The sequence below is a fragment of the Deltaproteobacteria bacterium genome (assembly GCA_016931625.1).
Classification (GTDB): domain Bacteria; phylum Myxococcota; class XYA12-FULL-58-9; order XYA12-FULL-58-9; family JAFGEK01; genus JAFGEK01.
In genome coordinates, this window is the sequence record JAFGEK010000109.1 from 20,377 (window position 1) to 33,175 (window position 12,799).

At 42.2% G+C, this 12,799-nt stretch carries 12 protein-coding genes; 2 read left to right on the plus strand and 10 right to left on the minus strand.

Annotation, left to right across the window (positions count from 1 at the left end; all coding sequences use genetic code 11):
* The first annotated feature begins 40 nt into the window (after positions 1–40).
* The gene (locus JW841_09885) at positions 41–421 is read left to right on the plus strand and encodes a hypothetical protein (GenBank protein ID MBN1961247.1); all 381 of its coding nucleotides are present in this window, start codon (positions 41–43) and stop codon (positions 419–421) included.
* Positions 422–625: 204 nt separating this feature from the next.
* Here JW841_09885 and JW841_09890 read toward each other — a convergent pair whose 3' ends face one another.
* From JW841_09890 to JW841_09925, 8 genes are all read right to left on the minus strand, one after another.
* Positions 626–793 carry a hypothetical protein gene (locus JW841_09890; GenBank protein ID MBN1961248.1) on the minus strand — a complete coding sequence of 56 codons (168 nt, stop codon included), beginning with the start codon at positions 791–793 and terminating at the stop codon, positions 626–628.
* A gap of 116 nt (positions 794–909) precedes the next feature.
* The gene (locus JW841_09895; GenBank protein ID MBN1961249.1) at positions 910–4,479 is read right to left on the minus strand and encodes a DEAD/DEAH box helicase family protein; all 3,570 of its coding nucleotides are present in this window, start codon (positions 4,477–4,479) and stop codon (positions 910–912) included.
* 6 nt (positions 4,480–4,485) lie between these two features.
* The gene (locus JW841_09900; GenBank protein ID MBN1961250.1) at positions 4,486–5,007 is read right to left on the minus strand and encodes a DUF4411 family protein; all 522 of its coding nucleotides are present in this window, start codon (positions 5,005–5,007) and stop codon (positions 4,486–4,488) included.
* A complete protein-coding gene (locus JW841_09905; GenBank protein ID MBN1961251.1) occupies positions 5,004–6,161 on the minus strand; it encodes an ImmA/IrrE family metallo-endopeptidase in 1,158 nt (385 codons plus the stop codon). The genes JW841_09900 and JW841_09905 overlap by 4 nt, the downstream gene beginning before the upstream one ends.
* Positions 6,158–7,423: a hypothetical protein gene (locus JW841_09910; protein ID MBN1961252.1), complete on the minus strand. Its 1,266-nt coding sequence runs from the start codon at positions 7,421–7,423 to the stop codon at positions 6,158–6,160. Before JW841_09910 ends, JW841_09905 begins: the two co-directional genes overlap by 4 nt.
* Before the next feature lie 268 nt (positions 7,424–7,691).
* Complete coding sequence (locus JW841_09915; GenBank protein ID MBN1961253.1) at positions 7,692–7,877, minus strand: hypothetical protein; 186 nt, start codon at positions 7,875–7,877, stop codon at positions 7,692–7,694.
* Positions 7,870–8,934 carry a virulence RhuM family protein gene (locus JW841_09920; GenBank protein ID MBN1961254.1) on the minus strand — a complete coding sequence of 355 codons (1,065 nt, stop codon included), beginning with the start codon at positions 8,932–8,934 and terminating at the stop codon, positions 7,870–7,872. The genes JW841_09915 and JW841_09920 overlap by 8 nt, the downstream gene beginning before the upstream one ends.
* Positions 8,931–10,919 (minus strand): SAM-dependent DNA methyltransferase, encoded by a 1,989-nt coding sequence (locus JW841_09925; GenBank protein MBN1961255.1) that lies wholly within the window; start codon positions 10,917–10,919, stop codon positions 8,931–8,933. Before JW841_09925 ends, JW841_09920 begins: the two co-directional genes overlap by 4 nt.
* A 590-nt stretch (positions 10,920–11,509) precedes the next feature.
* Here JW841_09925 and JW841_09930 point away from each other — a divergent pair.
* A complete protein-coding gene (locus tag JW841_09930; GenBank protein MBN1961256.1) occupies positions 11,510–11,782 on the plus strand; it encodes a hypothetical protein in 273 nt (90 codons plus the stop codon).
* Positions 11,783–11,939: 157 nt separating this feature from the next.
* Here the strand turns inward: JW841_09930 and JW841_09935 are convergent, their stop codons facing one another.
* Positions 11,940–12,347 carry a type II toxin-antitoxin system VapC family toxin gene (locus tag JW841_09935; protein ID MBN1961257.1) on the minus strand — a complete coding sequence of 136 codons (408 nt, stop codon included), beginning with the start codon at positions 12,345–12,347 and terminating at the stop codon, positions 11,940–11,942.
* Positions 12,344–12,565, minus strand: coding sequence for a hypothetical protein (locus JW841_09940; protein ID MBN1961258.1), 222 nt, complete (start codon positions 12,563–12,565; stop codon positions 12,344–12,346). The genes JW841_09935 and JW841_09940 overlap by 4 nt, the downstream gene beginning before the upstream one ends.
* Positions 12,566–12,799: the final 234 nt, after the last annotated feature.

Below are 12,799 nucleotides of genomic sequence, written 5' to 3' on the forward strand. Positions count from 1 at the left end.
TGTGTAGAACCTACACATAATATGACACAACTGCATTGATTTGACTACTTTTACACGCATGAAGGGATTTGCGGTTCATGTCGGTTTTTATACCTACTGTGCGCTTAGCTCGAAAAAAAAACCGTTACGTATTGATGCAGAAATTTTTGTTGATCAGCTTATGCAAGAAATAATTTGGCTGCTTAATGAACTTATGAAATACACACCGGTTGAACGTCTTCCTCATGTGATATTTACTAACAATGCTTGTCATCCACCATCGAGCAAAACACACTACTTTGATCATATCGGCGCCAAAACGATTATAGTTGAAAATGATTATATCGATCGTGATTTTCTTGAGGATTATTCTGGTTATTACGCCCGTTGTTTTCATGATTATCAGCGTAGCTGTACGCGGCTGCATTTTTTTAAACCATGAAATCACTCGATGGGTCAGTTGTAAATAGCCGCCTACAAATCTACAGACGAGCGGATAGGTGATCTGTTAAGCGGTATTATATCCTAAAGTACTCTTAATATCTAATCGTAACTATAAATCATGGTGGCGTAACATAAAGTGGGATTCTGACAAATATTTTTATTTTTTTACCCGATCGATAGGCTTTTGAAGTAGATCTTTGATTTAATATTTCCATAATGAAAGGCGTATAGTCTGATCATTTGTATCCTCTCCAGACGGATCGCATACGGCATTTACAGTTAGTAGGGTGGCTGGATCACGTTCACCATCAAGGCACTCAAAAAAAGAGGTTTCTGAAATTATGCGGGTATTAGAAAGGCTTGATGGCACGGTGGACCTTCATGCAAGTTTATGCGAGCGAAATTGTGAGCCAATTGAAAGCATAATTCAGGCTGTAGAGAATGCCTTATGGTTACAATGGCCAAGGGAGGGATAAAATAGATTTTTTATGTAATAATTCCAGGCTCTCGATTTGTTTCTATTTCGGTACTGAAAACCTCAACAAGCTCGGCGATAACTGACAGTTCACCTTCATTAATATTCTCAAGTACTATTGGATGATATGCCAAATTGATTGGTAAGAGTTTGATGAGACTATGCTGCCAAGCGCCAGTATCATCAGTAATTTTTTCACTTTCATATCGTTTAACAGTAAATCGTGCGTCAGTATCAGGGTCATGAATATCACGATGTTGAACAAGTACAATTTTTCCTTGTCTTGAACCGACAACTGGCCCAGCAAATAAACACCAAGAACCATTGGGGATGCGAGGCTCCATTGACTTGCCAATAACTTGAGCTACAAACATACCAGGACGTAATTTTTGTTTGATATCAATTGCAACCCAGGTTTTTTCGAGTTCATCGATTTGTTGTGCCTCACTAAAAGCACCCGCAGCAGCCTTTAGAGTTATTAAAGGTACACATGTTTCATAACGTTCATTTAAACTTGGTTTAATAATTTGAAGTTTGGGTCGCCTATTCTCGTTAGTATTAGAGAGAGATGTAGGTATTGATCTAAGACGCCGATATGCTTCTTCGGCCATCCAGTTGGTTACGACTTTTTGAAATGCGTCATCATTCATAAACCTAATGAAAATTTCTTCATTTTGGTCTATGCGATCAACAAACAATTTCTCTAATACATTCTTAAACAGTAACTCGAATTTATCACCAGGGTTAACAACTGCGGCCTGCTGCAATCCCTCATCAGTAATTGCTTCTTCGACTATTTGATCGAAGAATAGCTGATCAGCTCTAGTGAAATCCGTGCCGAAACGTTCGTTAACTAAGTCAATTAATTGTGATAACGGTACTGGTTGATCGTGTAATTTGCCAGTTCCTACTTCATTGGGACCATCAAGAGGTCTTCCCTCTCCCTCTTTTAATGATATTGACCCCTCACTGATTTTTTGTAGGCGATAGTATTCAAGCTTCACTTCATCACCAAAATGATACGCTTGGCCATTAGCACGACGTGGCAGCTTAGTCATTAAATGTCTAATGAATATATAAAGACGCTCAAGATCAGAATCTTGATAAGGGATTACTTGGCTTAAGAAACTATAAAGATTAAGAAACGCTTGTAACTTGCTGCGCCATAATTCAGCTTCATCCTCGTTTTCGGTGCGTTTTGTTTCAAAACGGCGGACAGCAGGGTCAAGTACAGCGTTTATATCTTGATGATCAGTGGCACTTTGTTTTTGCTTAGGTTTAAAATAAATTGCACAAAATCGTTCAACTTCTTCGTTTAAATAAAGACCAATTGCATCAAGTTCACTTTTGAGGGTGTATAGATGGGTGGGCTCAACCTCTTCACCTATTTGTGCACCTTCATAATAAACTTTAAAGGCTTCGCGAATTTCTTCACGGTCATTAACAAAATCAAGCACAAAGGTATCTTCTTTTAAAGGATGAGTGCGGTTAAGGCGAGAAAGCGTTTGCACTGCTTGCAGCCCAGCTAACCTTTTATCGACATACATTGAATGCAACAAATGTTGATCAAACCCAGTTTGATACTTTTCGGCCACAAGCAGCACCTGGTATTCTGGCGTGGCGAACACCTCAGGGAGTTCTTTTTCACGGGTACCGTTGTTCATTTCTACTTCGGTATAGGTGACATCGTTAAGTTTATCGTCTTTTACAATACCTGAGAAAGCCACTAATGTTTTAATGGGATATTTCTTCTCTTTAATATATTTATCAAAGCTCTGCTTATAGCGCACCGCCTCAAGTCGCGACCCAGTAACTACCATGGCCTTGGCGCGACCACCTATCTTATGACGAGTTACGGTGTTAAAGTGTTCGACCATTACCTCGGTTTTTTGGGCAATATTATGCGGATGCAGGCGTAAAAATCGAGCTAATGCTTGCGCTGCTTTTTTTCTTTCGACGTTGGGATCATCGTTGCAAGTCTTAAGCAACTTAAAATAGGTGGCATAGGTCGTATAGTTTTTGAGCACATCAAGAATAAAACCCTCTTCAATAGCCTGACGCATGGTGTAGCGATGAAACGGTTCACCATCTTTACCAAAAACAGCTAGGGTTTTATGCTTGGGCGTTGCGGTAAAAGCAAAAAAACTAAGGTTTGCCTGCTTGCCTCTTTTAGCCATGCTAATAAATAGCTTTTCTAAGTTTTCTACCTCTTCTTCTATTGCTTGTTGTTTAGCTGCTTCTCTAAGCTGATCTCCACCTAATACCTCTTTTAGTTTAGTGGCGGTCTCACCACCCTGAGAGCTATGTGCTTCATCGATAATAACTGCGCAGCGTCGTGTTTTTAAAATACCAGTAGCCTGTTGGCCACTTTCCTCGGCCAATTTTATAAGTTGGCGTGAAACAAAAGGAAACTTCTGCAAAGTGGTAATAATAATCGGAACCGCATTTTCTAAAGCTTGGGCCAATTGGCGCGAATGCTCATCAATGCGTTGTACTACGCCTTGTTTGTGTTCAAATTGGTAGATAGTGTCTTGCAGTTGTTGATCAAGCACCAGCCGGTCGGTGATTACAATTACACTATCAAATATGCGATTATTATTAGCGTCATGTAGTGAAGCTAAGCGATGGGTAAGCCAACCAATGGTGTTGCTTTTGCCACTACCTGCAGAATGCTCAATTAAGTAGTTATTACCAACACCTTGAACTCGCGCCGCATCTATTAATGAGCGCACTGCTTCAAGCTGATGATAGCGAGGAAAAATCATTGACTCAATAACGACCTTGCGCCCTTGGTCATCGCGTTTTTCAACTTTTTGCAAATGAATAAAACGGGCAAGCAAATCTAATAGGCTATCGCGTTGTAGTGTATGCTCCCATAGATAGGCAGTGCGATAAGTGCGCCCTGTAGGGTCAGGTGGGTTACCCGCACCGCCATCTATGCCCTTATTAAAAGGCAAAAAATGAGTGGCAATGCCTGCAAGACGCGTGGTCATGAGCACAGATTCTGTATCGACGGCAAAATGAACAAGCGTGCGACGTTTGAAGGTAAAAATAACCTCGCGTGGATCTCGATCTTGTCGATACTGGCGCTCTGCATCAACAACGGTTTGCCCAGTCAGCGGATTTTTTAATTCAAGTGTGGCTATAGGAATGCCATTTATACTGAGGGTTACGTCCAGTGATTTTTCTGATTTTGTTGAAAAATGTTGCTGCCTAGTAATGCCAAGTAGGTTTTTACTGTAACTCTCTTTTAGCTCAGGATTTAACTCATGCGCTGCTTTAAAATAGGCAACATGTAACTTGCGCCCATAGCATTTAAAACCATGGCGTAGGGTTGCAAGTGAGCCGTAAGTTTCCATCCATTTGCACAAGTCGCAAATTATTTGCTCACCCGTTTTGGCGCCATGTAGAGCTTCAAGTTTTTGCCAATCTTTGGGTTGAGTAGTGCGGATGAAATCAAGCACGACGGTCGGGAAGATAGCATGCTCGCGGTCGAAACCATCGTGAGCGATATTTATATAACCATGAGCAAGCAAATGCTGCTCGATGACGGTTTCAAAGGCAGCTTCGCTGGTAGGGATTGCTCATCATTCACCTGCTAAATCGAAACGAAGTGCTAGCTTATGCAGCATATAAAAAGTATCTTGATAAGGTACTTTAAAATATTCGCAAACATCGGGTAGCAGCACTCGACTTCGCGATTGAGGTTGTGGTTGTTCGTTGGTAACAATAGCTGTTTTGTTGACCATTGAATACGCTACCAGCCAACCATCAGCCTCGGTAGCAAATTTGGCTTTCGCACGATCTAGATATTGCTGACTGCGTTGTACCCAAAGCGAAATTTCAGTATATGCGTCGTTTATTTCTTTAGAATTAGTCTCATAAAAAAACGACGAGGGAACGTCGTTATGCACCCATTGCACTAAATCTTCATCTTTTCTTCCTGCAAGTAGTTCGGCCTTAATTTTGTCAATGCTATGAATTCGTTTATCTGTGTGCGCGCGTATTAGCCCCTTCCAAAAGCCAGGGCAAATGGCGAATGCGTAATAAGTATTTTTGGCAGCGATGAACACGTCAGAGTCTAATAGAAAAATTGTAGGCGTGTTCATGGTAAATACACCCCTAAACGGCGTGCATACTCTTGAAAGGCACCACCATGAAGACCAGTAAGATGATATGCTTCTTTAAAAGTTAATCGCCCTTCTTTGGCGGCTCGAATAACAAGAGTTGCAAAGTTAGCACCAATGCGCGAGTTTTGATTATGATAAAAATCACCACCACCACTGGACTTTTTTGCTAATGAGTGTTCGTGTTGTTTATATTCATTGTAATAACTAAAGAATGTCTCTTTGCCGACAAGACGTAAATCCATGGCTCGCCGGCCAATAACTATAGGGCTAACTTTAAATTGCCGTGCTAAAGTCTTAAAAGGTGCTGATACATTTTTTGCTTCTCGCCAAGCTGCACGTAGTTCTTTTTCAGGCACTAAAAATTCTGAAGCGGCTTGATCACAAAATTTTTCGACTTTTGTAGCTTCAGGAAAAATATCAGCGAAGCCCGAAATACCATCTCCTATAGAACCAAGCCAAAGGTGTGCTAATTCATGGGCTAAAGTAAACATTTGTGCTGATTTAGCATCTGCGCCATTTACAAAGATTAAAGGAGCATAATTGTCTGCAAGAGCAAAGCCGCGAAATTCGTTTACACTCAATTTACGATGAGTATTATTGCCAACTACACCATTGATTACTGCAATAACTCCCATTTTTTCCATAAGACGACGAAGTTCATTGATGGCATCTTGCCAAGTGTGAACAGGCCCGGTCCATCCTTCACTCACACCAACAATGCGCCGCATTTCTTGACCGATTGCAATGGGGTTATCATGCAAACGGGCACTGCCAACAAAATCTAAGGGATCTGCTTCGCCTTCAATGCGCTCTTCGCGTAGCCATTCTTGGCGATATTGCATGGCATAGATGGTATCAAGCAAATCAGGACTAGGACGCCCTTGCGCAGCATCTTTGAGCTTGCGAAAATCTGGAATAGGCATTGGCTCATCTGGCGGTTCTGGATAAAACAAAAAACCAAATGGTGTATGTGTAACCTTGGCAAACTTTTCTAATTGCTTGATGGTAGGTTGCTTCTCGCCATTTATCCACTCACTAAGTTTAGGAAAATGTTCTTTAAGGCTTAACTCAGGTATGCGCGAGCGCTCGCAAGCCCAACGAATAAGCTCTGGTTTGATTGTTACCCTGGTCATGCTGCTGCCCCCACATCAATTTGCCCGGTAACTGCTGCACTAATCAACGCAGCCCGCCGCTCTTTAAGTAACGCAATAGTGCGTTCGGTTGCAACCCGCGCTTTATCAAGTTTGGCGGTTTCGCGGGTGATGTGGGAGACGATGGCGCGTTGCTCGGTGAGGGGGGGTAGGAAAACGGGAAGTTCCATAATGTTTGTTGCAGAAATCGAAGCAAGATTGGTAGATTGTTTCGCCATTGTTAAAAAATATGCTTTTGCAAAACTGCTTTCAGTCCATGTCGCAAGCCATTTTGAAGATACATTAGTTGGCCGAATTGCAAACACATGGTTCTGATGTAAACAGGGATCAATTGAGCCATCCCATACGGCACCACGCCCGAGTTTGTCAGCATCACCCCCCTCATTCATGAGTACATCGCCTTTACGCAGCATAGCTGTAGAAGCATCGTGTATTGGCACCAACATTGTTTTCACATCAGACAGGTCAATAAAGCCGTCTTGAACGTTGGCTACCCGTAAGTATGGAAATTCGATAAGAGCTTGTTGTCCGAAATTCTTACCTAAAGCTATACCAGTCTGAATACGCGCTATAAACTTCATCCGCGTTATTATCCAATGCCCCGGAATCTCCCCCAACCACGGCACACCAGAATCGCGTAGCTTCGCCTTTGGATCAATACCACGCGTAACCGCCAAGGCGATGAGCGCCTTGCGCTTTTCAGCAAGCAGATCGAGGAGGCGTTGTTTGGCGGTGATGAGGGAGTCGATTTGGGTGATTTCTCGATCGAGAAATTTTTCAACCAAACACTGAATAGTATAAGAAGGCACAGGCAAGGGGATATCGCCAAGGTCGTGTGTGTTTATAGCTGGATAGCTAACACCAACAGAGCGACATTCAACTTCAGCAAGAAAGTTAGACTCTCTTAAGGCATATTTGCAAAAACCAGCCTGGAGCACACCTGGACGAGGCCGAACAACAGCGAAACCGGTTGATACGATCAAATTGTCAGTTGGATTCTCGATTGGGGCTATGGCCTGAAGATATGTGCGAACGCATGAGATTATTACATCGCCATCTTTAACCCGTCGTCGAGCCCTGCTTGGAGCATCCGTGAAGCGATAGGTTACGACTTCATGTATTTGACCAGAGGCATCAACATTACCGATGTCGATGTATTGAATCTCGAAATCCGCGTCAGTATCCTCGCCTAATGCTTCATCATTAAGTGTTGCGAGATATTTCAAGGGGATCCGAACTGTCATATCACGGTGTCCTTCTCGTTTAGTATGACATGTCTAGTGCTAATATCCGTGTGAAGTACATACGATATGAATACAAAATTGTTAACCTCTTGAACAAATTCTGTATCATTTTGTCCTTTTTTTGTGACAATACTCCACTTCACCAACTGTCAAGTATTCCTTGACGGTTGTTTTGTGGTCGATTTCACCTTCACGTGGTGACACCTCTTTCTTCGACTTCTTCATGCCATCACCTAGTGCATTACCCTTATTAACAACTCACTATCATTCATATCTTTTTTTTTAACATAAACAACGCAATGTCATGCCCTTGAAAAAGGGCATCCAGAAACCACATAACATTATAATAAAAAGAACCTAGATTCCCGCTTGCGCGGGAATGACATTTTTTTGTTACCGGTGGATTCTCTTGCAATTGCTTATCTGCAATGTGTTTTAGATTTGCATTAATCATCCTTCATTCCCCCCTTAGGTTTCTTCGCCTCAATTCGCTTCACTTCTTTTTCGAAGTCGCTTTCGAAAGCGTGGTCTTGTTCAACACGAAACCTATCGTATTGTTCTTCGGCGAGCTGCTTGGCCACCGCAGACGATATGCGGCCCGCGTTAGTGAGCACTTCGTATTCATTAAACTGTAAAAAAGCATCGAGCTTTTTTATCCAGTCACCCATACGCATAGGTATTTGTCTTACGGCTTGGTTTTCAGCATAGTCAAGATACATTGAAACGATACGATCAAGTTCTTTAATCTCTTGTTCAATGAGATAATTCTTGGCGATGCTAACATCGTTTTTTAAAATTTTTCCTTTGGGCGCATTTTTCCAGGCAGTAAGGCCCATTGAAGGTTTTTTAGCATCAGCACGCGCGGCAATAATTTCAGCAGCAGTTTTGCCGGTTACCGCCCAATGCAGCTTGTTTTGCACCGTTTTAAAGAAAGTCTCAGTGATCTCGGCATTTTTGTCGTAATCGATACTACATTGCTCGAAGATGTCGGTAATTTTAAGATAGAAACGACGCTCACTAGCTCGGATCTCACGAATGCGCTCGATAAGTTCGTCAAAGTAGTCTTTGCCAAAACGCTTATTAAGCTTTAAGCGTTCATCGTCGAGCACAAACCCTTTAATGACAAACTCGCGTAAAGTCTGCGTAGCCCAAATACGAAATTGTGTCGCCTGTAAGCTATTGACCCGATAACCTACTGAAATAATGGCATCGAGATTGTAGAACTCAATCTCGCGGCGTACCTCGCGGGTGCCTTCGGTTTGAACTCTCCAATTTTTTTGGAGAGTTGCTTCTGGAGTCAGTTCCCCCGAAGCATAAATCTCTTTTAAATGATAACTGACTGTACGTAAATCGACCCCAAAAAGCTCAGCTATACGCTTTTGATCGAGCCAAAACGTATCTGATTCATGCAGCACTTCAACTTTAATCACGTCATCAGAAGTGCGATAAATAATTAGCTCGCCCTCGCGTAACTCTGGTTTTGGTTTTCGCTCTTTCTTCGCCTTCTTCACGCTGTCACCTCGTGCAGCAGACGCACAATTTCTTCTTCTGCTATCTTTAAGTCGGCATCAATTTCACTTAAAGGGCGCGCTGGTGTAAACACATAAAAGTGGCGATTAAAATTTATCTCATACCCAACTTTATCTTTGCTGTGGTCCATCCAGGCGTCAGCAACATGGGGTAGTACCTCATGTTTAAAATAAGCTTCTACATCTTCTTTAAGTGGTACGTTTTCAAAATCGCGCAGCTCACTATCAGGCTCAAAGCCATCACTTTTTCCACCCAGGTTTATTGGCTTGGCTTTAGGGTCGCGTTGGGTGAACACATTGCGAAAAAGTTTTTGCTCGTTCGCCTTCCACTTACTTTTTCGCTGCTTGAGTAACTCTTGAATGTTCTCCCAAGTTACCGACCAGTCGAGTTGTGGCTCTTGTCCCAACTTTTTATCAATAGCTTTTATATCATCTTTTAGATGTGGGCAGGCGGATATGAACTGCGCTTTGTTCTCAGCAATCATTTGATAACGCAGCCTTAATGGACGTTCAATAGTTACCCGCGTATAGCCAAAATCGCTATTGTCAAATATTTTTGACCGTGGCCCATTTTTATTAGCACCGTAAAGACGCACTACTTCGTTAATTTGTTTTTCGGTCATATGACGGCGCTTATCGCCAAGACTACGCTTACTGTCTTCGCTGCCACCCGCGGTCCAAATATCGCGGGCATCAAGTAGTTGTATTTTACCTTGGCGGCGCTTTTCTTTACGATTAGTCACTATCCAAATATAAGTGCCGATACCCGTGTTATAAAACATCGACTCAGGTAGTGCGATAATAGCTTCGAGCCAGTCGTTTTCTATAATCCACTTGCGAATGTCACTCTCGCCCGAACCCGCACCACCAGTAAACATTGGCGACCCTGAAAAGACTATGGCTAAACGTGAACCTTGTTTTTGCTCTGCAGGGTTTACGGCCTCGCGCTTGCTCCACATATGCTGTAAAAAAAGCAGTGCCCCATCATTTACGCGTGGCAGTCCAGCACCAAAGCGGCCACTGAAACCTAGCTTGTCATGTTCGTTAGCGATTTCTTTTTGCTGTCTTTTCCAATCAACACCAAACGGTGGATTCGTTAGAAAATAATCATAAGTTTCATTATCAAATTGATCATCAATAAAACTATCGCCAAAGCGTACGTTATTACCACCACCATTGTGGCTTACTTCTTTCATCAACATATCAGATGCAGCCGTGGCAAAAGCGCGTTTATTATAGTCTTGCCCATAGACATAAAGCTTGGCCTCAGCATGATGCTCACGCAAATAACGTTGGGATTCGGCAAGCATGCCGCCGGTGCCACAGGCAGGGTCGAGCAACTTTCGTATAGTGCCTGGGGTTGTCAGTAGTTTGTCATCGTTAATGAATAAAATATTTACCATTAAACGAATTACTTCACGCGGGGTAAAGTGATCACCAGCGGTTTCGTTTGCTAGCTCGTTAAAACGGCGAATGAGATTTTCAAAAATTAGCCCCATTTGCTCGTTAGCAACATTGGCCGGATGCAAATCAACATCAGCAAATTTGCTAACCACTAAAAATAAAATATTGGCTTCATGCATCTTTTCGATTTCGCTCTCAAACTCAAAATACTCAAAGATGCGTTGCACATTTGCAGAAAAGCCCTGAATGTAGCTGACCAGATGTTTATTAATATTGTCTGGGTCGCCTTTAAGTTTTGCGAAATCTAATGGTGAATGATTATGAAAACGTTGGCCAGCAGCTTTATTTAGCTTAGTGTCAAGGGCGTCGCCGATAAGTTTGCTGCCTTTGCTACGTTCAAAATCTTTTATGACTTTTGCTTTGGTTGGCGCGAGCACACAATCAAAACGGCGCAAAACGGTCATTGGCAACATAACGCGCTCGTATTGCGGTGGTCGATATGGCCCGCGCAGTAGATCTGCAATTTGCCAAATTAAATTAGCGAAATAGTTATGGTCTGGCATCGTTCATTCTTTATAAAAATGCAGGTTTTGCATATTGTTGGCTAACATCTCCTAAGTTTGCAATGCCTGTAACCTATCACTGTAGATCTAGAGGAGCAATGAGAAGAACCTTTTAACGGTTATACTTTTTTCTACAAACCTCTTCCCATACAACTATAAAATATCGTATTTAAGAACTCGGCGAAGAACCGTCGAGTCAAACCTTAATAGGTTGAACTCGGCCAAATAGTGAGTCAGTGGTGTGCGCAACTGCGCACGCGGTGGCAATCTACAGTCTTATGGCCTGTGGGTTCTCACTGGCTCACCATCGGTTCTTCGCCGAACAGTTGGTTGCCTCGGACTCGCAGGCCACCCTTATGGCCAATGTGAGTAATCGTGGCGCTATGCAAGAGGCGAAGCGATGGCTCTGTATTTACCTGTTTGTATTAATCAGCGTTTATTAAAATACATTTGCCAAAAAAGTACACTGCAATAAAAGTGCTTTTGGCAAAATACATTAAGAATATCGCCAACTAGCGTCGGCCATAAGCATTGGCAAGCAATTAACTAGTAATAATTGCAAATTCAAACATCATCAAAGAGGGATATTGATGTCACGGATACAAAAGTTTGCTCGTAGTTTTCCTAGCTTAAAAGCGGCAAATGGCGTTAAGCCTTGGCAGCCGCAGGCATTAGCACGATGGGCATGTAATTTTAATAATGGTACACTAGAGCTTAATAGCGCCAGATTTGTGTTATGGGTTGCAGATCCATTTACCCTATGGCCTTGCGGACGCTTTAATTTATTCGAAGCTATAATAACTTGGGATGCGCCACATCGATTGGCATTTATAGCCTGGATTGCGGCACCATGGTGGTTATAAGCGATTGATTTTATTTCAGAGATGGTGCCCAGGGACGGAATTGTGCTTCAAAGAACACTGTCCCCTGTAATCCCTGTAATCCTGTAATCAGCCTGTAATCTGCAAGAGGCAACTGCTATAATTATGATTTATATTCGTTGTAAACCTTAAATCCACTTCATTTTAGTACATTAACCCAATTCGGATATCCAAGGCTTGCAGCGGCATACTTATCGAAGGTAAGCCACTCACCATCAACTGATAGGGCTAATGCTGCATATGAAGCATCATAGCCAGTTAGTCCCTGCAGAGAAATGTTTGCAGCGTCTTTGGCAAGAGAGCCATTCATGGCAATTCGTAGCAAAGGCAATTCAAGCAGAAAGGGCATGTCATTTTGGGCGAAATCTAAAGGTTGTGGATGTTGTCTCATACACACAGAGAATACTTCAAAAAAGAACAACTCGGGCACAATAAATTCACTTTTGCGAGTAAGTAAATTTTCTAAAACAGCTTCAGCTGCAATTGAACCAGGTTCATCTAAAAACCACTTAACTGCCACCGATGCATCAATAACAGCCGGTTTCATTTATCATAGCCCCTAAGGCGTCGCAGAACTTGAAGGCTATCATTTGACTTTGGCTTAACTCGACGTGCTCGTATGCGTGCTCGTAAAGTTTGTATCTCATCTTCACTAATCATGTCGACGAAACGTTGGCGAAACAGTTCAATAGGCACTAAAGCAGCTTCGATTTTTGCGCCACGTTTAAGCAAAATTGGTTCGTTTGTTTGATTTAGCTTGTTCATTATCTCCCCAAATTTAGTTCTAACTTTTAGAGCATTAACTTGAAGCATACATGTATAGTTACATATTACTGTTACTATGTCTATGATAATGATAAATAGCAGCACCTCAACATTTGCATTCGATAGACAAATTATAGAATTTAAAAATAAATAATTATTACAGATAGTTAAGTTCGTGTGGCGTAACTTCTCAAAAAGTCTGGGCGAAACAAAGAATGTCATTTCGACTGCAAG